Source organism: Plantactinospora sonchi (assembly GCF_036422035.1).
GTDB classification, from domain to species: domain Bacteria; phylum Actinomycetota; class Actinomycetes; order Mycobacteriales; family Micromonosporaceae; genus Plantactinospora; species Plantactinospora sonchi.
The window spans coordinates 92696-111204 of record NZ_JAZGQK010000027.1; the positions used below are offsets into that span (position 1 = coordinate 92696).

19 protein-coding genes are annotated in these 18509 nt (G+C 72.1%); 9 read left to right on the forward strand and 10 right to left on the reverse strand.

Annotated elements, in window-relative coordinates:
* Window positions 1-28: 28 nt before the first annotated feature.
* Window positions 29-1234 (reverse strand): esterase-like activity of phytase family protein, encoded by a 1206-nt coding sequence (locus V1633_RS28270; RefSeq protein WP_331217316.1) that lies wholly within the window; start codon window positions 1232-1234, stop codon window positions 29-31.
* A 314-nt stretch (window positions 1235-1548) separates the two neighbouring features.
* Here V1633_RS28270 and V1633_RS28275 point away from each other — a divergent pair, with 314 nt between their 5' ends.
* Window positions 1549-2436: a pentapeptide repeat-containing protein gene (locus V1633_RS28275; RefSeq protein WP_331217369.1), complete on the forward strand. Its 888-nt coding sequence runs from the start codon at window positions 1549-1551 to the stop codon at window positions 2434-2436.
* Window positions 2437-2630: 194 nt separating this feature from the next.
* Here the strand turns inward: V1633_RS28275 and V1633_RS28280 are convergent, their stop codons facing one another.
* On the reverse strand, window positions 2631-2933 hold the full coding sequence (locus tag V1633_RS28280; protein WP_331217317.1) for a helix-turn-helix transcriptional regulator: 303 nt from the start codon (window positions 2931-2933) through the stop codon (window positions 2631-2633).
* Window positions 2934-2998: 65 nt separating this feature from the next.
* On the opposite strand from V1633_RS28280, the gene map reads away from it, so the two are divergent.
* A complete protein-coding gene (gene map / locus V1633_RS28285) occupies window positions 2999-3775 on the forward strand; it encodes a type I methionyl aminopeptidase (protein WP_331217318.1) in 777 nt (258 codons plus the stop codon).
* Window positions 3776-3940: 165 nt separating this feature from the next.
* On the opposite strand, the gene V1633_RS28290 is transcribed toward map, so the two are convergent.
* Window positions 3941-5164 carry a multidrug effflux MFS transporter gene (locus V1633_RS28290; RefSeq protein WP_407952121.1) on the reverse strand — a complete coding sequence of 408 codons (1224 nt, stop codon included), beginning with the start codon at window positions 5162-5164 and terminating at the stop codon, window positions 3941-3943.
* 276 nt (window positions 5165-5440) lie between these two features.
* Here V1633_RS28290 and V1633_RS28295 point away from each other — a divergent pair, with 276 nt between their 5' ends.
* The 4 genes from V1633_RS28295 (at window position 5441) to V1633_RS28310 (ending at window position 9000) form a co-directional block, all read left to right on the forward strand.
* The gene (locus V1633_RS28295; protein ID WP_331217320.1) at window positions 5441-6499 is read left to right on the forward strand and encodes a DUF2332 domain-containing protein; all 1059 of its coding nucleotides are present in this window, start codon (window positions 5441-5443) and stop codon (window positions 6497-6499) included.
* Window positions 6500-6611: 112 nt separating this feature from the next.
* A complete protein-coding gene (locus tag V1633_RS28300; protein ID WP_331217321.1) occupies window positions 6612-7610 on the forward strand; it encodes a sugar kinase in 999 nt (332 codons plus the stop codon).
* 14 nt (window positions 7611-7624) lie between these two features.
* The gene (locus V1633_RS28305; RefSeq protein ID WP_331217322.1) at window positions 7625-8377 is read left to right on the forward strand and encodes an IclR family transcriptional regulator; all 753 of its coding nucleotides are present in this window, start codon (window positions 7625-7627) and stop codon (window positions 8375-8377) included.
* On the forward strand, window positions 8374-9000 hold the full coding sequence (locus V1633_RS28310) for a bifunctional 4-hydroxy-2-oxoglutarate aldolase/2-dehydro-3-deoxy-phosphogluconate aldolase (RefSeq protein WP_331217323.1): 627 nt from the start codon (window positions 8374-8376) through the stop codon (window positions 8998-9000). The genes V1633_RS28305 and V1633_RS28310 overlap by 4 nt, the downstream gene beginning before the upstream one ends.
* 95 nt (window positions 9001-9095) lie before the next feature.
* On the opposite strand, the gene V1633_RS28315 is transcribed toward V1633_RS28310, so the two are convergent.
* The 4 genes from V1633_RS28315 to V1633_RS28330 all read right to left on the reverse strand — a co-directional run bounded on the left by V1633_RS28315 (window position 9096) and on the right by V1633_RS28330 (window position 13399).
* Window positions 9096-10142: an ABC transporter permease gene (locus V1633_RS28315; RefSeq protein WP_331217370.1), complete on the reverse strand. Its 1047-nt coding sequence runs from the start codon at window positions 10140-10142 to the stop codon at window positions 9096-9098.
* 119 nt (window positions 10143-10261) lie between these two features.
* A complete protein-coding gene (locus tag V1633_RS28320; RefSeq protein WP_331217324.1) occupies window positions 10262-11146 on the reverse strand; it encodes an ABC transporter ATP-binding protein in 885 nt (294 codons plus the stop codon).
* Between the two features lie 169 nt (window positions 11147-11315).
* On the reverse strand, window positions 11316-12035 hold the full coding sequence (locus tag V1633_RS28325; RefSeq protein WP_331217325.1) for a response regulator transcription factor: 720 nt from the start codon (window positions 12033-12035) through the stop codon (window positions 11316-11318).
* On the reverse strand, window positions 12032-13399 hold the full coding sequence (locus V1633_RS28330; RefSeq protein ID WP_331217326.1) for a sensor histidine kinase: 1368 nt from the start codon (window positions 13397-13399) through the stop codon (window positions 12032-12034). The genes V1633_RS28325 and V1633_RS28330 overlap by 4 nt, the downstream gene beginning before the upstream one ends.
* 204 nt (window positions 13400-13603) lie before the next feature.
* Between V1633_RS28330 and V1633_RS28335 the strand changes: the two genes are divergently transcribed.
* The 3 genes from V1633_RS28335 to V1633_RS28345 all read left to right on the forward strand — a co-directional run bounded on the left by V1633_RS28335 (window position 13604) and on the right by V1633_RS28345 (window position 15946).
* Window positions 13604-14731, forward strand: a complete 1128-nt coding sequence (locus V1633_RS28335; protein ID WP_331217327.1) for an LLM class flavin-dependent oxidoreductase — start codon at window positions 13604-13606, stop codon at window positions 14729-14731.
* Window positions 14728-15351, forward strand: coding sequence for an FMN reductase (locus tag V1633_RS28340; protein ID WP_331217328.1), 624 nt, complete (start codon window positions 14728-14730; stop codon window positions 15349-15351). Before V1633_RS28335 ends, V1633_RS28340 begins: the two co-directional genes overlap by 4 nt.
* 121 nt (window positions 15352-15472) lie before the next feature.
* Window positions 15473-15946, forward strand: a complete 474-nt coding sequence (locus V1633_RS28345; protein ID WP_331217329.1) for a hypothetical protein — start codon at window positions 15473-15475, stop codon at window positions 15944-15946.
* A 34-nt stretch (window positions 15947-15980) separates the two neighbouring features.
* Here the strand turns inward: V1633_RS28345 and V1633_RS28350 are convergent, their stop codons facing one another.
* From V1633_RS28350 to V1633_RS28360, 3 genes are all read right to left on the reverse strand, one after another.
* Window positions 15981-16820: an aldo/keto reductase gene (locus V1633_RS28350; protein ID WP_331217331.1), complete on the reverse strand. Its 840-nt coding sequence runs from the start codon at window positions 16818-16820 to the stop codon at window positions 15981-15983.
* A 103-nt stretch (window positions 16821-16923) separates the two neighbouring features.
* Window positions 16924-17913, reverse strand: coding sequence for an FAD binding domain-containing protein (locus V1633_RS28355; protein WP_331217333.1), 990 nt, complete (start codon window positions 17911-17913; stop codon window positions 16924-16926).
* A complete protein-coding gene (locus V1633_RS28360; protein ID WP_331217334.1) occupies window positions 17910-18434 on the reverse strand; it encodes a 2Fe-2S iron-sulfur cluster-binding protein in 525 nt (174 codons plus the stop codon). Before V1633_RS28360 ends, V1633_RS28355 begins: the two co-directional genes overlap by 4 nt.
* Window positions 18435-18509: the final 75 nt, after the last annotated feature.

The window sequence follows — 18509 nt, forward strand, 5'->3', positions numbered from 1 at the left end:
CGCACCGCCGCCGAGGTCGGCCGGCGGGTCAGCGGCGGTTCAGGATCCGCTTGTCCGCGTCGAGGTCACGGTCCAGCTTCAGCACGATGAACTCGTTGTTGTCCGCCTTACCCGGGGTACGACCGGCCGAGGACGGGAAGTTGTTGTCGTTGAGCACCGCGATGGTGCGGTCGTCGAGGATGACCACGTCCTCGATGGTCTGGAACGGGAACGTGAACCGCTTGTCGAACCCACCCACCCGCTTCGGGTTGTTGATGTCCATCAGGTCGGCCACCAGCGTCTTGTCCAGCTGGCCGTTCCGGTCGCGGTCCCGCCGGTCGGCGAGGTAGATCTTCTTGGTCACCGCCGTGGCGCCCTCGCCGTTGTCCCGCTCGATGATCAGGAAACGGTCCCGGTCGACGGCGATCGCGTCACCGATCGCGTTGCCCGGCGCGTCCAGCTGGTACGTCCAGCGCCGACCCGTGTACGCCGCCGTGGTCAGGTCGAACTCGTTGAACCGCAGCGAGCCGGCCGGGTCACCGGCGACCGTGCCCTCCAGCAGCGGGTAGAGGAAACGGCCGTCGGGGGACTGCGCCATCCCCTCGAAACCCTTGCTGCTGTTCAGGTTGGACGGCGTGGTTCCCCGGCCCGGGTTCTCCGGTGCGAACACCCCGGGCAGCGGCACCGGCGCGTCCAGCAGCCGGCCGGCCCGGTCGAAGTGCAGCAGGTACGGCCCGAACTCGTCACCGATCCAGTAGGTCCCGTCCGCCGTACGCGTGATCGACTCGACGTCGAAGTCGGAGCCGGTCAGCACCCGGTCCGGCCGGGTCAGCGGGAACGGCACCTTGCCGTTCGGGTCGGTGAGGTTGAGCCCACCCAGCACGTCGACCCGACCGGTGCCGAAGTCCGGCGCGACCCGCTGGATCCGCAGCAGGAAGTCCCCGCTGTTCGCCTTGTTGCCGAAGCCGTTGTCGGAGAGCACGTCGAAGGTGCCGTCGCTGTTGCGCAGTACGCCGCTGAAGCCCTGGACGGGCTGGTCGGCGAAGGGCGCGCTGATCCCGTTGACCGGCGCGGTGCCGAGCATGGACCCGGCCGGCTCGCTGCCCGGCACGTAGGTCTCGGCCGGCAACACGGCGAACCGCACCAGCTCGGCCCGCCCCCAGTCACCCCGGTTCGCGGCCGACGCCGCACCCGGCAGGGTGATCGCCAGGGCGGCGACCGCGGCGCCCACGCCGACCCGCTTGATAACTCCCATCGCTCCTCATCTCGTAGCCGGAAATCGATCGGACGGTAGAGGCCGGGGATGAATGCCGGTTGGCCTGCAGGAGTGGATCATCCGAACCTTTGCGCGGCGAGCCCCGCCAGCGGACGGCCGGTACCCTTTGTCCCAGCTCAGCCCGACAACCGGGTGGCCGAGGATCGGGGGAGCAGGTCATCGTGAGCGCGGAGAACGCGACAGCCGCCGGGCGTGACGACCAGGTCGGATCGGCCGGCGACCCGGCGGGACCCACCGGCGGCCCGGCGGACGGCCGGCCCGGGCTACGTGCCGACTGCGGCCGCTGCGCCGGCCTGTGTTGTGTGGTCCCCGCCTTCGCCGCCTCGGCCGACTTCGCCATCGACAAGCCCGCCGGTCACGCCTGCCCCAATCTCGGCGACGACTTCCGCTGCGGCATCCACACCCAGCTGCGCGACCGGGGCTTCGCCGGATGTACGGTCTTCGACTGTTTCGGTGCCGGGCAGCAGGTCACCCAGGTGACCTTCGGCGGACGCACCTGGCGGGACGAGCCGGCGCTCGCCGGGCCGATGTTCGCGGTCTTCCCGGTCATGCGGCACCTGCACGAGCTGCTGTACTACCTGACCGAGGCGCTGGCCCTGACCGAGGCGTCGGCGCCGCAGCCCGGTGACAGCCTGGCGGACGACCTCGGGGTGGCCCGGGACCGGACCGTGGCCCTCACCCGAAGCGGGCCGGAGGCCCTGGTCGCCCTCGACGTCGACGACCACCGCCGGTACGTGAACACCCTGCTGGTCAGGACCAGTGATCTGGTCCGGGGCGGTGCCTCGGGTGCCGATCGGCGCGGCGCCGACCTGATCGGCGCAGACCTGCGCCGGGTCGACCTACGCGGTGCCAACCTGCGCGGGGCGTACCTGATCGGGGTGGACCTGCGCGGCGCGAACCTGCACCTGGCCGACCTGACCGGGGCGGACCTGCGCGGCGCCGACCTGCGGGGCGCCAACCTGACCGGCAGCATCTTCCTGGTCCAGTCCCAGCTCGACGCGGCCCGTGGAGATGCCGGCACTGCTCTGCCGCCGGGGCTGACCCACCCGGCGCATTGGGCGGCCGCTGGGGCGGCGTCGTCAGCCGGGCCGGACCCGGCCCGGCGCGGTACGGCGTCCCGGGCGCGCGGTGGCAACCCGGTCCGCCACGGCGGAGCCGCTCGCAAGCGCCGCCACCGGTAGCTTCCACGTCCCGGTCCGCCGACCGCGACCGCTGACCACGGCTGCCCGGGTGCGCTTCGGCTGACGGCGTGACCCGCCCCTGCCAGCGGCGCGGGAGAGGTCAGCCCAGCGTGGCCGCCTTGCGCAGCAGCACGGAGCATTCGCGCTGGTTGACGCAGAGCCGGCCGCTCCCGGGAAATCTCTCGCCGCGGGACTCAGGAGGCCAACCGGTGCGCGGGGTCGTGGCCCGACCCGGCGAACTCGACCCTGCCCTCCGGTCGGTTGATCTCCGACCACACCGCGTCGAGGGAGAGGCCGAGGACGTCGGCGATCGCGGCGATGGTCGGGAAGGCGGGGGTGGCCACCCGACCGGACTCGATTTTCCGAAGGGTCTCCGGCGAGACACCCGCGGCCAGTGCGGTACCGAGCATCGAGCGTTTTCCCCTGGCGCGACGCAGGAGGGCACCGAGGCGCTGCCCGCGCTCGACCTCCGCGGGAGTGAGCGGCAACCTGACCATGGATCCGATTCTAGTACCGGGATAATATGGCCGGGATACTTATTGGCTGACCGAGTGGGCATCGCATGATCGAGATCCTGAACCCGAGCGAACTACCCCGAGCCAGGCAGGCGGGCGCCCTGGTCGCCGACATCCTGCAGACCCTGAAGAGCCGCTGCGAGGTGGGCACGAACCTCCTGGACATCGACCGGTGGGCCCAGGCCATGATCGTCGAGGCCGGTGCGCAGTCCTGCTACGTCGACTACGAGCCGTCCTTCGGACGCGGGCCGTTCGGCCACTACATCTGCACGTCGGTCAACGACGCCGTACTCCACGGGCTTCCCCACGACTATCCGCTCGCCGACGGCGACCTGCTGTCGCTCGACCTCGCCGTCGCCAAGGGCGGAGTTGTCGCCGACTCCGCCATCAGCTTCGTGGTGGGTGACACGGAGCCGCCGGAGAGCGTCGCGTTGATCAACGCGACCGAGCGCGCGTTGCGGGCCGGAATCGCCGCAGCCGGGCCGGGGGCTCGGATCGGTGACATCTCGCACGCCATCGGCTCGGTCCTCCGCGCGGCCGGATATTCGGTCAACACCGAGTTCGGTGGTCACGGCGTCGGATCGACGATGCACCAGGACCCGCACGTCCCGAACACGGGCCAGCCCGGTCGCGGATACCGGCTGCGTCCCGGGCTCCTGCTGGCCCTGGAGCCATGGGTCATGGCGGACACCGCCACGCTCGTCACCGACGCCGACGGCTGGACCCTGCGGAGCGCGACCGGCTGCCGGACAGCACACAGCGAACACACGATCGCCATCACCGACGACGGAGCCGAGATCCTCACCGTGCCGCAGCGGGCGTGACCGTGAGGTGACGGGACCGCCGCTCCCGACGGTGCACCGCCCGACGCCGCCGGGGAGGACGCGCCGCCGCGCGGGACCGCCCCGCCCCCGGGTACGCGCCGCCCCGGCGGCGGATACCGCCGGGGCGGTCCCGCGCGCCGGGGCGGGGCGCGACGCCTGCGGGGTTCAGTGCAGGGCGGCGGTGGCGACCGCGAGGTCGGCGGTCGGGAGCCGGGCCGGCCGGACGACGACCACCAGGACGGTGAGCGCCGACACCATCCCGCCGACGACCACCAGCGCCATCCCGACGCTGCCGTTGCCGAGCACCCCGACCAGCGGTGCCGCCACCGCGCCGACGCCGAACTGGACCGCGCCGAGCAGCGCCGCCGCCGTGCCGGCCGCCTCCCCGTGCCGGCTCAGCGCCAACGCGGGAGCGTTCGGCATGGCGAGCCCGGACGCGGCCAGCACCACCCAGAGCGACGCCAGGATGCCGGGCAGGCCGCCGTAGTTGGTGACGGCGAAACCGAGCAGCGCGAACCCGGCGAGGCTGCCGACAACCAGCGCGGTGACCAGGATCCGCTGCGGCGAGTACCGGCGCAGCAGCCGGACGTTCAACTGGGTGGCGGTGATCAGGCCGATCGCGCCCGCGCCGAAGGCGAATCCGAACTCCTGCTCGTTCAGGCCGTACTGCTCCTGGAAGACGAAGGACGACCCGGAGACGTACGCGAACAGCGCCGCCATCGCCAGCCCGGCGACCAGGACGAGTCCCAGGAAGGTACGGTCCCGCAGCAGCCCACCGTACGTCCGTGCGGTGTCCAGCGCCCCGCCGCGCCGGCGACGCCGCGGGGGCAGTGTCTCGGGGAGCCCGAGCGCCGCCACGGTGATCAACAGCAGGCCGAAGATCGCGAGCGCGACGAACACGCCCTGCCACTGCGTCCAGCGCAGCAGTTCGCTGCCGAGGGTGGGTGCGAGCACCGGTGCCGCGCCCATCACCAGCATGAGTCGGGAGAGCATCCGGGCGAACTCGGAACCGCTGAACAGGTCACGCACCACCGCCATGCCGACCACCGAGGTGGCGGCGACGCCCAGCCCCTGCAGCACCCGCAGCGTGCCGAGCACCCCGATGTTCGGCGCGATCACGCAGAGCGCCGAGGCGACGATGTGCAGGGCCAGCCCGGCCAGCAGTGGCGTACGCCGGCCCACGGCGTCCGAGAACGGGCCGATCAACAGCTGGCCGAAGGCGAGCCCGGCGAGGGTTCCGGTGAGGGTCAGCTGCACCGCCGCCGACGGCGTCTCGAAGTCGGTCGCGATGGAGGGCAGCGCGGGCAGGTACATGTCGATCGTCAACGGCCCGATGGCGATCAACGAGCCGAGGACAAGAACAAGTCTGAGCCGTTGGGCGCGGCTCATCAGGTCGCCCGGGGTACGGGGTGGCGCGGGCGCCTCGACGTGCTCACCGGTGACGGTCATGGCGTCCTTTCGGCTGGTGCCGGGCATTGCGGGCCCGGACAGAGAAGATCACAACAGCGACCAACCGCAGGGCTCCGGCGGCATTCCCCGTCCGGCGATTGGTAATTCAACTCACAGCCCGGACACGGCGCCCGGGCACCCGTCCGGTAACACCTCCGACGGAGCATCTACGGGGGAGTCGCGGAGCGGGACGTGGACACCGTCGACGGGAGGGGTATGGCCTCAAGCCGGGAGATCGGGCGCCTGTCGGCACACTTCGCGGAGTCGCCCGAGGTGTTCGAGACGTCCCCGCTCTACCGGGCGCTCTGCCCGGTGGTGGCGGAGGAACCGGAGATCCTCGACCTGCTGGTGCACCGGCGTCAGGGTCAGCAACCGTCGTACCTGCTCTTCGGGGCGGTGCACTATCTGCTGCTGAGCGGGGTGCCACACCCGCTGCGGCGGTTCTATCCGTCGCTGATGGGCGCGTCGGCGGCCGATCCGGCGGACGCCGGGCCCGCCCTGCTCGACTTCTGCCGAAGGTATCAGGATCCGGTGACGGAGGTGATCCGTACCCGGCTGGTGCAGACGAACGTGGTACGCCGGGTGGTCGGGTTGCGGTACGCCCTCTGGGTCGTCGGGCAACACTGCCCGGGACCGGTGCACCTGGTCGAGGTCGGTGCGAGCGCCGGCATCCACCTGCACGTCGACCGCTACCGGTACGCCATCGGTGAGCACCGCTTCGGTCCGGCCGACGCGCCGCTCACCGTCGACAGCCGGTGGCGGGGCGACTCGCCGCCGCCGGACCTCGACGAGGTACCGAGGATCGCGAGTCGGACCGGGGTGGACCTGCATCCGGTGGACGTGACCGACGTGCGCGACCGGCGGTGGCTCCGGGCCCTGGTCTGGCCCGAGGACCGGGACGCGGCGACGCTGTTGGAGGCTGCCCTGGACAGCGTCGCGGCGGACCCGCCCACCGTCATCGCGGGCGACGCCGTCGACGTCTGCCCCCGGCTGGGCCGGAGCCTGCCGGCCGGCGAGCCGCGGGTGGTCTTCCACGCGGCGACCCGAATGCACGTACCGGCCGTGCGGCGGGCGGCCTTCGACCGGGCGATCGACTCGATCGGCGACGACGGGCCGCTCTACCACGTGTGGCAGGAGCCACCGTCCGCGCCGCACCACGGGCTGGTCGTGGCCCGGGAGGAGTTGGCGTTCCACGGTCCGGAGCTGGAGGTCGCCGTACCGCTGCTCCGGGCCGACGGGCATCTGCGCTGGCTGGCCCCGCCGCTGCCGCGTTGACCGTCCGGGTTGGCGGTCCCGGCACCTGCTGGTCTAGGGTGGTGCCCCGCATCCGGCGATGCGCATGACGAGTAGCGCGTTGCAACATCTGCAACGGAGAGGGTGGGTTGCGGTGATCTCGGTACCGACCTCGGACGACCCGCGACACCTCGACGCCGTCTGCGTCGGCGAGACCATGGTGATGGTGACTCCGACGCCCGGCGGACGGCTGGACGCGGAGTCGACGTTCGTCCTCCGGGCCGGCGGCGCCGAGTCCAACGTCGCGATGTTCCTGGCCGCGTTGGGCCACCGCGCCGCCTGGGCGAGCCGGGTCGGTGCCGACCCGCTGGGTGATCTTGTTGTGAGTCAGGTCGCCGAGGTCGGTGTCGACACCTCGCTGGTCGAGGTCGACCCGACCCGGCCGACCGCCGTCTATCTCAAGGATCCCGGGCCGGACGGCACCCGCGTCTACTACTACCGGCGCGGATCCGCCGCCGCCGGTATGGACCGGGCGTACGCGGACCGGATCGCCGAGGTACCGGCCCCGGTACTGCACCTGAGCGGCATCACCCCGGCCCTCTCCGAGACCTGCCGGGACCTGGTCGACCAGCTCATCACGAGCCGGCCGGCCGGGCGCCGACTGATCTCCTTCGACGTCAACTTCCGGCCCGCACTCTGGACCGGTGACGAGGCCGCCGAACTGCTCCGGCTGGCCCGGCTCGCCGACGTGGTCTTCGTCGGCCTCGACGAGGCGGCCCGGCTCTGGGACGTGCACACCCCCGAGCAGGTCCGCGACCTGCTCGGCGCCTCCGGCACCCTGGTGGTGAAGAACGGGGCGGTGGACGCCGTCGCGTTCCACGACGGCGGGACGACGACCGTACCGGCACGGCGCGTGGAGGTGGTCGAGCCGGTCGGGGCCGGCGACGCCTTCGCGGCGGGCTGGCTGTCCGGCGCGCTGCGCGGGCTCGACCAGACCGCCCGGCTCCGGCTCGGGCACCTGGTCGCCACCGCGGCGCTCGGCTCGGTCGGCGACTTCGCCAGTCTGCCCCCGGTGGAGACGATCTGCGCCGAACTCGGCACCACGTCGGACGTCTGGCACGGTACGGACCGGCCGGCCGCAACCCGGGCCTGACCGGGAGCGACCACGTGTCCCAGACCGTCGAGCGTGCCCTGAGCATCATCGAGTTCTTCGCGGAGCGGCCCCGCTCGCTCGGCGAGGTCGCCGAGCACCTGGGAGTGCACAAGTCCACCGCGCTGCGGCTGCTGCAGACCCTGGAGGCCGGCGGCTTCGCCCGGTCGGTGGCCGGCCGGTACACCGTCGGCTTCCGCATGGTGGCGCTCGCCCACCAGGCGGTGGACCACCTGGAGCTGCACCCGATCGCGCACCCGCACCTGGTCCGGCTCGGTGACCGGTACGGCCACACCGTGCACCTCGCCCAACTCGTCGACGACGAGATCGTCTACGTGGCCAAGGTGGACGGTCGGGGAGCGTTACGGATGCGGTCCCGGGTCGGTCAGACGGTCGACCCGCACACCTCCGGCGTCGGCAAGGCCGTCCTGGCGTACCTCGACGACGAGGCCCGGGACCGGTTCCTGGCCAGGATCAGCTTCCGGCCGCACACCGCCACCTCCATCACCAGCGCGAAGGCGTTCCGCGCGGAGCTGGACCGGATCGCCGAGCGTGGCTGGGCGGAGGACGACGGCGAGTTCGAGGACTTCGTCAACTGCGTGGCGGTGCCGGTCCGGGACGCCCGGGGCCGGGTCGTCGCGGCGGTGTCGATCACCGCGCTGCGGGCGCTGGCTCCGCTGCGGCAACTCCGCGAGTACCTGCCCGACCTGACCGAGACCGGTACCGCGATCTCCCGTGACCTCGGGTGGAACGCGGACCGCCGACCATGAACGGAGCCGAGGTGGACACCCACTCCACACCCTTCTTCGACACCCTCTTCACCGACCAGCCGGTGATGGCGATCCTGCGCGGCCTGCCGCCCGCGCAGACGGTCGAACTCTGCCAACGCGCCTGGGACATCGGCGTCGACGTGGTGGAGGTGCCGGTGCAGAGCACCGACGCGCTGCCCTCCCTGCACGCGGCCCTCGCCGCCGGCCGGGACCGTGGCCGGCCGGTCGGCGCCGGCACGGTCGTCACCCCGGAGCAGGCCCGGTCGGTGCACGAGGCGGGCGCCGCCTTCACCGTGGCACCCGGGTACGACCCGCAGGTGGCGGCCGAATGCGCCACTCTCGGCCTGCCGCATCTGCCCGGCGTGGCCACCTCCTCGGAGATCAACCAGGCACTGCGTACCGGTCACACCTGGCTCAAGGCGTTCCCGGCCGCGCAGCTCGGTGCCGGCTGGATCCGGGCCCAGCTCGCGCCGTTCCCCACCGTGCGGTTCGTCGCCACCGGCGGAGTGGACGCCGACAACGCCGCCGACTTCCTGCACGCCGGCTGCCGGGTGGTCGCCGTCGGATCCGCCCTGCAGGACCCCCGACAGCTGGAACTGCTCGCCCGACTGACCCGGAAGTGACCCGGGGCCGGAGTGAGAGCCGGATCGCCGCGGCGAGGCGCTGTGCCGGCCTCGCCGCGAAACGACCCTGACTCTGTCTGGTCAACCCCGGCCGGTCAGGCCGCGGAACGCATCTCCCGGTCCTGCCAGGCGACCCGTACCGAGGTCTTGCCGTTGGTCCGCAGCAGTGCCCCCTCGTAGAGCCGGGCGGCGAGCGCCAGGCACAGGACCGCGGCGCCGAGCAGCACGAGCAGCGACAGGAACGGCTCCCAGCCGGCGGCGTCGCCGGCGAACAGCCGCACCGGCATCGCGGTCGGCGCGGAGAACGGCACGTACGACAGCACGGCCATGGCCAGCGGGTTGTCGTTGAGGAACGAGACCGCGAAGAACGGGATCATGACCAGCATCTGGATCGGGGTGGACGCCCCGGAGATGTCCTCCTGACGGCTGACCAGCGCACCGACGACCGCCCAGAGCGAGGCCAGCAGCACGAACCCGACCACGAAGAACGGGATGAACCAGCCGATCGCCGGACCGAGCAGGCCGAGCAGCGGGCCGGAGTCCATCAGCCGCATCGAGACGACCGAGACCAGCCCGATCAGCGCCACCTGGCCCAGCGCCAGCGCGCCGTTGCCGAGCACCTTCCCGGCCAGCAGCGCCCGGACCGGTACGGCGGCGACCAGGATCTCGACGATCCGGGTCTGCTTCTCCTCGGTCACGCTCTGCGCGATCTGGATGCCGAAGCTCAGCGAGGCGAAGAGGAAGACCATCCCGAAGGCGAACGGGATCAGGAAGGCCGCCACCGGGTCGACCGCGTCCGGGTCGAGCAACTGCACCGGCGGTGAGCTGCTCAGCGCGGACACCAGATCGTCCGGAGCCTCTTTCATGGCGAGGATCCGGATCCCGCCCGGACCGTCGCCCGCGACAACGGCGGCGTCGACGTCCCCGTCCCGGACGAGCTGCTCGGCCCGCTGGGTGTCGGGCGCGGCGACCACTTCCAGGCCGGCCCGGTCCAGCACGCTGGCCGCCTCCGGGCCGGCGGCGACCGCCACGGTGGAGCTGTCACCGGCGAACATCGCCGGCACGACCGCCGAGCCGAGCGCGAACAGCAGGAAGAAGACCGTGCTGAACAGGAAGGTCTTGTCGCGCAGCCGGACCGTGATCTCCCGGCCGGCGACGAGTCGGGTCGCCGCCCAGAACGAGCTGGTGCTGGCCGCCGGTCCGGTCCGGTCCGGTCGCCCCGGCTGGGTCTGACGGGCGGGGGAGGGGGCGGATGTGGTCGTCACTGGGAGACCTCCCGGAAGATCTGGGCGAGCGAGGGGACGACGGGGGCGAAGGCGCGTACCGGACCGCGCTCCAGCGCGGCGTTCAGTACCCGCTGGTCGTCGGCCGGATCGGCGAGCTCGATCACGACCCGGGCCCCGTCCAGGTCCACGATGGACACCCCGGACAGGTCGCGTACCCAGCCGGCGTCGCCGTCGACGACAAGCTCGTACCGGGCGGCGGCGTACCGGGACCGCAGCTCGGTACGGCTGCCGGTGGCCCGGACCGCACCGGCGGCGATGATGACGAGGTCGTCGCAGAGCCGCTCCACCACGTCGAGCTGGTGGCTGGAGAAGAGCACCGGTACGCCGTCGGCGGCCCGTTCCCGCAGCACCCCGGCGACCACGTCCACCGCGATCGGGTCGAGGCCGGAGAACGGCTCGTCGAGGATGAGCAGCTCCGGGTCGTGCACCAGTGCCGCGGCGACCTGCGCCCGCTGCTGGTTGCCGAGCGACAGCGTCTCCAGCAGGTCGTCGGCCCGTTCGGTCAGACCCATCCGGTCCAGCAACTCGTCGACACTGCGTCGGGCGTCCGCCGCGCCGAGCCCGTACAGCCGGCCGAGGTACGTCAGCTGCTCGCGGACCTTCATCTTCGGGTACAGCCCACGCTCCTCCGGCATGTAGCCGAAGCGCTGCCGTACGGCGCGGGTGATCGGGGCGCCGTGCCAGCTCACCGTACCGGAATCGGCCGCGAGCAGGCCGAGGATGATCCGCATCGAGGTGGTCTTGCCGGCGCCGTTCGCACCGACGAACCCGGTCATCCGCCCCGGCGCCACCTCGAAGGAGATGTCGTCCAGCACCCTCCGATCACCGAACGTCCGGTTCACGGACGAGACACGTAGCATCCAGTTCCTCCGCCAGTCTGTGCTGCCGGAGCCACCGTTGCTCCGGCGGAGTAGACGCTAGTCCGCGTCGGCGCCCCTGACGTCCGCCGCGCGACGGAACCGTGCGGCGGAAGTACACGACGGAACAGTGCGGGTGGCACGGTGGGCGGCCGGTCCGGACCGCACCGGTTCAGTCGACGGCGGCGCCCGGGGTCACCACGCCGTGCTCGTACGCGAAGATCACGGCCTGGGTCCGGTCCCGCAGGCCGAGCTTCATCAGCACCCGGGAGACGTGGGTCTTCACCGTCGCCTCACCGAGCACCATCCGCTGGGCGATCTCCCCGTTGGAGGCGCCCGCGGCGAGCTGGACCAGCACCTCCCGTTCCCGCTCGGTGAGTTCGGAGAGCCGGCCCCGGGCCGGTCCGACGGCGCCCCCGCGCTGGGTCGGTGTCCGGGCGGGGCCCGCCGGTGCGGGCGACGCGAAGGCGGCGATGACCCGCCGGGTGATCTGCGGCGCGAGCAGCGCGTCCCCACGGGCGAGCACGCGTACCGCGTCGATCAGGTCCTCCGGGGTGCCGTTCTTGAGCAGGAACCCGCTGGCCCCGGCCTGCAGGGCGGCGAAGAGGTAGTCGTCGCGGTCGAAGGTGGTGAGGATGAGTACGGCCGGTCCGTCGGTCCCACCGTCGGCGACGATCCGCCGGGTCGCCTCCAGCCCGTCCAGGTGCGGCATCTCGACGTCCATCAGGACGACGTCCGGGCGGTGTGCCGCGGTCAGTTCGACCGCCTGCCGGCCGTCCACCGCCTCGGCGACCACCTCGACGTCGTCCTCCGTCTCGAGGATGATCCGCAGGCCGGTCCGGACCAGGTGCTGGTCGTCGGCGAGCAGGATCCGGATGGGGCCGCTGGTCATGCCGTGGCCGCCTGTCCGACAGACCGGACCGATCCGTCGTCCTCGACGGCCCGCCCGGGTGGGACCACCGGGAAGCGGGCGCGTACCCGGAAGCCGCCGTCCTGGCGGGGGCCGACCTCCAAAATCCCGTCGTGCGCGGCGACCCGCTCCCGCATGCCGATCAGGCCGAGTCCACCGGTCGCCGCTGGCCGGGCGGTCGGAGTCGCCGGCACCGCCCGTCCGTCGTCGGTCACCTCGACCTCGACCTCGCGGTGCAGGTACCGGACGCGTACGTCGACGGCGCCCGCCCTGGCGTGCTTGATGGTGTTCGTCAGCGCCTCCTGGACGATCCGGTAGCTGGCGAGCGAGACCGACTCCGGCACCGGCAGCGGCGTACCGAAGGTCTGGTACGCCACGGTGAGGCCGGCGTCACGGGCACCCCGGACCAGGGAGTCGACCTGGTCCAGGCCGTAGCCGCTGGTGTGGTCGCCGGTGTCCGCCCCGGTCCGGTCGGTGGCGCCCGCGTTGCGCAGCACGCCGAGCATCCGCCGCAGTTCGTCGACCGCCGTCCGGGCGCTCTGCTCCACCGCGGTGAGGGCGGTCCGCGCCTTTGCCTGGTCCTTCTCCATGACCCGGCGGGCGGCGCTGGCCTGCACCCCCATCACCGAGACGTGGTGGGCGACGACGTCGTGCAGTTCGCGGGCGATCCGGACCCGTTCCTGGGTCACCGCCCGCTCGGCCTCGGCGCCCCGGGACCGCCGCAGTTCCTCGGCCTGCACCCGCAGTTGGTGACGGCTGCGCGCCGAGATCCAGGTGCTGTTGCCGAGCAGGTACGCCAGCAGGAAGAAGGCCAGGTTGAACAGGATGCTGTACAGGCTGGCGGCCAGCAGCGGATGCAGCGGGCCGGCGGCGCCCTCGAAGTTCGGCCCGGGGCTCGTCATGATCGAGATCGTGGCAGACGTGGCCAACCAGGCGAACATGGCAAAGATCACCCCGATCCGGATCCAGGCCGCCCACCGACGGTGTCGGCCCCAGGCGCCGAGCGTGTAGAGGGCGATGAAGAGGGCGGACGACGAGGCCAACGTCTCCGGGTTCCCCCGGGCCTGGGCGGCGATGAACACCACGGCGATCACGATCGTCACCACCTCGGGACGGGTACGCCGCCAGATCAGCGGCAGGGACATCGCCACCGCCCCGGCCAACTGTTCCGGCCAGGACGGCGGGGCGCCGAGCGGGAACAACCCCATGCTGTTCGTGAGGACCACGCTGAGCATGGCGGCGGCGGCCGTCGACAGTCCGAGGTACAGATCGCGGCGGCGCTGCGTCGGATTCGGCCCGGGCCGGCGCCACTCGTCGAGCGGCTCCACCGGGCTGCCAGTCTCCATCCGACATGAATAGCGCACCCACCCCCGGTGCAAGGAAGGGCCCCTTGTCATCGCCTTTTGTATAGGAAGGGCCCCCTCCTAACACCTGGGCTGCGTCGGGAGGGAGGGACCCTTGCCCGTCCGGAATACTTGCCGAGTCAAGTATGTTGTGGGGAACGTGCCGGGACAGACGCGCCCGGGCGGTCTTCACGCGAGGAGCTGATCATGCAGTTCGGGGTCTTCACCGTCGGCGACGTCACCGTGGACCCGACGAACGGGCGGTTGCCGTCCGAGGGCGAGCGGATCAAGGCGATGGTCGCCATCGCGCTCAAGGCCGAGGAGGTCGGTCTTGACGTCTTCGCCACCGGCGAGCACCACAACCCGCCGTTCGTACCCTCCTCGCCGACCACCATGCTCGGCTACATCGCGGCGCGGACGAGCCGGTTGCTGCTCTCGACCGCCACCACCCTGATCACCACCAACGACCCGGTGAAGATCGCCGAGGACTACGCGATGCTGCAGCACCTCGCGGACGGTCGGGTCGACCTGATGATGGGCCGGGGCAACACCGGGCCGGTCTATCCCTGGTTCGGGCAGGACATCCGCAACGGCATCCCGCTCGCTATCAACAACTACGACCTGCTGCGCCGGCTGTGGCGGGAGGACGTGGTCGACTGGTCCGGCAAGTTCCGTACCCCGCTGCAGTCGTTCACCTCGACGCCCCGGCCGCTGGACGGCGTCCCGCCGTTCGTCTGGCACGGGTCGATCCGCAGCCCGGAGATCGCCGAGCAGGCCGCGTACTACGGTGACGGCTTCTTCGCCAACCACATCTTCTGGCCCAAGGAGCACACCCAGCGGATGATCGGGCTGTACCGCCAGCGGTTCGCGCACTACGGGCACGGCTCCGCCGACCAGGCCATCGTCGGACTCGGCGGCCAGGTCTTCATGCGGCGCAACTCCCAGGACGCGGTCCGGGAGTTCCGGCCCTACTTCGACAACGCCCCGGTCTACGGCCACGGCCCGTCGTTGGAGGACTTCACCCGGGAGACCCCGCTGACCGTCGGAAGCCCGCAACAGGTGATCGACCGTACGCTGGGCTTCCGCGAGTACGTCGGCGACTACCAGCGCCAGCTCTTCCTGATGGACCACGCCGGCCTGCCCCTGAAGACCGTGCTCGAACAGCTCGACCTCCTCGGTGAGGAGGTGGTTCCGGTGCTCCGCCGGGAGTTCGCCGCGCTGCGTCCGGCGCACGTGCCGGAGGCGCCGACCCACGCCAGCCTGAAGGCCGCGCGGGACGCCGAGGCGGCCGGTACGGGCACGGGTGCCGTGGTCGAGGCGGGAGCGGACCGATGAGACGTACCCTCGCGGTGGTCTCCGGCGGCCTGCGGGTCCCGTCGTCCACCAGGCTGCTCGCCGACCGGCTCGCGGAGGCGGCCGGCGCGGCACTCGCCCGCCGGCACGCGGAGGTCGAGACCCACGTCGTGGAGCTGCGCGACCACGCCCACGACGTGGTGAACCACCTGTCGACCGGTTACCCCTCGGAGTCGCTGAAGGCGGCGCTCGACACCGTCGCCGCCGCCGACGGCGTCATCACGGTCACGCCGATCTTCAACGCCTCGTACAGCGGAATGTTCAAGTCGTTCTTCGACGTGCTGGGCGACGAGGCCCTGCTCGGCCGACCGGTGCTGATCGCCGCCACCGGCGGCACCGCCCGGCACTCGCTGGCCCTGGACCACGCGATGCGCCCGATGTTCAGCTACCTGCGGGCGATCGTCGTGCCGACCGGGGTCTTCGCGGCCCCGGAGGACTGGGGCGGCGGTGACCCGCAGGGCAGTCTGCACAGTCGGATCAGCCGTGCGGCGGACGAACTGGCCGAGGAGATCGTCCGGCGGGAGCCGGCCACGGTCGCCGACCCGTTCGCGCTGACCACGTCCTTCGACCAGTTGCTCAACGGTGGCCGGAACGACGGATGAGCCTGGCCCGGGCGGGCGCGGGGGACGAGCCTGGCCCGGGCAGGGGATGAGCCACCGGTGGCGGTGGGCGGGATGAGCCGCCGGTGGCGGCGGTCCGGGCCGGGTCCGGTTGAATGGGCGGATGACTTCCGTACCGGTGGTGGTGCAGGCCATCAGGCGTGCCACGGTCGACGCCGTCGAGGCGGCCCGGGTCCGGGACCTCACCGCCTTCGAGGCGGCGGTCGAGGACCTGGCCGCGCAGAACCAGGAGCAGGTCGGCCGGGTGCTCGGCGCCGTGCTGCGGATGCAGCTCGAGGAGACGCACCCGGACGGGTTGGCCGGCGAGGACGTCCAGGCGGTGCTGACCCGCTGCGTCCGGACCAACGCCGTCTGGTTGCCCGACCTGGACGTCCAGGCGCTGGCGCTGCTGCTGACCGGCGCGCTCGGCGTACACCCGGAGGTCGGGGAGGTGCCGCCGCCGGACCGGTCGACGGCGGCCCGGCACGCCCCGCTGCTGGTGGCCGACCTGCTGGCCGTCACCGGTCGGCCGGTCGGCGACTACCTGGACGCGGCGCTGGGTGAGATCGCCACCACCGAGACGATGGAGCTGCCCTGACCGGTGCCGGCGGGCGCCGGCACCGGTCGGCGGTTCAGTGCCCGACCGAGTCTGAGTCGGTGGCCGCCTCCTCGCCCCGGTCGAGGGCGGAGAGCGCGGCCACGTCCGCCGGGGTCAGCGAGAAGTCGAAGATGTCGATGTTGGTCTTCATCCGCTCCGGCGAGGAGGTCTTCGGAATCGGCACGAGCCCCAGCTCGACGTGCCAGCGGAGCACGACCTGCGCCGGCGTCCGGCCGTAGCGCTCCGCGATCTCCGTCACCACCGGTTCGGAGAGCAGTTCGCGGCCGTGCCCGATCGGCCCCCACGACTGGGTCACGATGCCGTGTTCACGGTCGTACGCCCGGGTGGCCTCACGGGTCAGCGTCGGGTTCAACTGGATCTGGTTCACGTCGGGCGTGACATCGGTCGCGGCCCGGATCCGGTCGATGTGCGCCGGCTTGAAGTTGGACAGCCCGATCGCCCGTACCAGTCCTTCCCGCAGCAGGTCGGTGAGGCCGAGGAAGGCGTCGACGTACCGGTCCTGCCAGGGCATCGGCCAGTGGATCAGGTACAGGTCGAGGTAGTCCACGCCGAGCTTGCCGACACTGTCCCGGAACGCCTCCCGGACCTTCTCCCGGCCGTGCCACTCGCCGTTCAACTTGCTCGTGACGAAGAGCTCCTCCCGGGGTACGCCGGAGGCGCGCAGCCCGCGACCCACACCCGTCTCGTTGCCGTACTTGTACGCGGTGTCGATCAGCCGGTAGCCGGTGCCGATCGCCTCGGCGACGGCCCGTTCCGCCTCGGCGTCCGACATCGGCCAGGTGCCGAGGCCGAACTGGGGGATCCGGGCGCCGTTGGCCAGCGGAAGGGTCGGTACGGCCAGCTGCTCGCTCATCGGGGTGTTCTCCTGCCGTCGTGCGGCCCGGGACGCGGGCCAGGTTGTGCGAGGTTCAACCAGTTCAACCTACTCAGGTGGGCAGACGACCCAGGGAGCCGGTTCAGACCTGTCCCGTGGTCAGCTCGCGCAGCGTGCCGGTGAGGGTGTTCCGGGCCAGCGGCACCTTGAAGGCGTTGCCGGGCAGCGGCCGGGCGTCGGCGAGTTCCGCCTCGGCCGCCGCGCGGAACCGGTCCTCCCGGGCCGGGCCGCCACGCAGCAGCTCCTCGGCCCGGGTCGCCCGCCACGGCTTGTGCGCCACCCCGCCGAGCGCGATCCGGACGTCCCGGACCATCCCGTCCGCCACGTCCAGTGCCGCCGCCACCGAGACCAGGGCGAAGGCGTAGGACGCCCGGTCCCGGACCTTGCGGTAGCGGGAGCAGGTGGCGAAGGGCAGCGGCGGCAGCTCGATGGCGGTGATCAACTCGCCGTGTGTCAGCGTCGTGTCCCGCTGCGGCTCCTGCCCGGGCAGCCGGTGCAGTTCGACCATCGGGATGCGCCGTTCACCGTCCGGCCCGCTCGTCACGACCACCGCGTCCAGCGCGGCGAGCGCGACGGCGAAGTCGGACGGATGGGTCGCGACGCACTCCGGCGAGGTGCCGAGGACGGCGAGTTCCCGGTGGTACCCCTCGACCGCCGAGCACCCGGTGCCCGGCTGTCGCTTGTTGCACGGCGTGGTGACGTTCTGGAAGTAGACACAGCGGGTGCGTTGCAGCAGGTTCCCGCCGGCGGTGGCCAGGTTGCGGAGCTGACCGGAGGCGCCGGCGAGCAGGGCCTGGGAGACCATCGGATACCGGTGCCGGAGCAGCGGGTCGGCGGCCAGGTCGCTGTTCCGGGTGGCGGCCCCGATCCGCAGGCCGCCGCCGGGCAGCTCGTCGACCCGGTCGGAGGTGAGCCGACGTACGTCGACCAGCAGTTCCGGGGTGGCGACGTCGAGTTTCATCAGGTCGACCAGGTTGGTCCCGCCGCCCAGGAAGGCGGCGTTCGGTGTCGCGGCGAGCAGGGCGACGGCACCGTCGACGTCGTCGGCACGGGTGTAGCGGAAGGGTCTCATCGGCGGGCGAGTTCCTCGATCGCCGGGACGATGTTCGCGTACGCCGCGCAGCGGCAGAGGTTGCCGCTCATCCGCTCGCGGATCTCGTCCGCGTCGAGCCGGACCGGGCCGCCGTCGGCGCCGCCGTCCGGGCTGTCCATCGTCACCGCGCTCGGCCAGCCGGCTTCCGCCTCGCGGAGCATGGCGACGGCCGACACGATCTGGCCGGGCGTGCAGTAGCCGCACTGGAAGGCGTCGTGCCGGATGAAGCACTGCTGCATCGGGTGGAGCTGACCGTCCGGTGCGAGGCCGGCGGCGGTGACGATCTCGGCGCCGTCGTGCGCCACCGCGAGAGCCAGACAACTGTTCGCCCGTCGCCCGTCGAGCAGGATCGTGCAGGCGCCGCACTGGCCGTGGTCACAGCCCTTCTTCGGGCTGGTGTTGCCGAGCCGTTCCCGTAGGGCGTCGAGCAGGGTCGTCCGGGTGTCCACGGTGAGCCGGCGGTCCGTCCCGTCCACCCGGATGGTGACCTCGACGTCCATGGCCGACCCTCCCAACTGCGCGAAAGACACTGAACACCTCCAAAGCTAGCCAGATGTCTCCATTCCGCGCGGTGA

Coding starts and splice junctions, on each gene's coding strand:
- V1633_RS28270 (WP_331217316.1), bottom strand. CDS start 1,234: ATGGGAGTTATCAAGCGGGTCGGCGTGGGCGCCGCGGTCGCCGCCCTG.
- V1633_RS28280 (WP_331217317.1), bottom strand. CDS start 2,933: ATGGTCAGGTTGCCGCTCACTCCCGCGGAGGTCGAGCGCGGGCAGCGC.
- map (WP_331217318.1), top strand. CDS start 2,999: ATGATCGAGATCCTGAACCCGAGCGAACTACCCCGAGCCAGGCAGGCG.
- V1633_RS28290 (WP_407952121.1), bottom strand. CDS start 5,164: ATGAGCCGCGCCCAACGGCTCAGACTTGTTCTTGTCCTCGGCTCGTTG.
- V1633_RS28295 (WP_331217320.1), top strand. CDS start 5,441: ATGGCCTCAAGCCGGGAGATCGGGCGCCTGTCGGCACACTTCGCGGAG.
- V1633_RS28310 (WP_331217323.1), top strand. CDS start 8,374: ATGAACGGAGCCGAGGTGGACACCCACTCCACACCCTTCTTCGACACC.
- V1633_RS28320 (WP_331217324.1), bottom strand. CDS start 11,146: ATGCTACGTGTCTCGTCCGTGAACCGGACGTTCGGTGATCGGAGGGTG.
- V1633_RS28325 (WP_331217325.1), bottom strand. CDS start 12,035: ATGACCAGCGGCCCCATCCGGATCCTGCTCGCCGACGACCAGCACCTG.
- V1633_RS28330 (WP_331217326.1), bottom strand. CDS start 13,399: ATGGAGACTGGCAGCCCGGTGGAGCCGCTCGACGAGTGGCGCCGGCCC.
- V1633_RS28335 (WP_331217327.1), top strand. CDS start 13,604: ATGCAGTTCGGGGTCTTCACCGTCGGCGACGTCACCGTGGACCCGACG.
- V1633_RS28340 (WP_331217328.1), top strand. CDS start 14,728: ATGAGACGTACCCTCGCGGTGGTCTCCGGCGGCCTGCGGGTCCCGTCG.
- V1633_RS28345 (WP_331217329.1), top strand. CDS start 15,473: ATGACTTCCGTACCGGTGGTGGTGCAGGCCATCAGGCGTGCCACGGTC.
- V1633_RS28350 (WP_331217331.1), bottom strand. CDS start 16,820: ATGAGCGAGCAGCTGGCCGTACCGACCCTTCCGCTGGCCAACGGCGCC.
- V1633_RS28355 (WP_331217333.1), bottom strand. CDS start 17,913: ATGAGACCCTTCCGCTACACCCGTGCCGACGACGTCGACGGTGCCGTC.
- V1633_RS28360 (WP_331217334.1), bottom strand. CDS start 18,434: ATGGACGTCGAGGTCACCATCCGGGTGGACGGGACGGACCGCCGGCTC.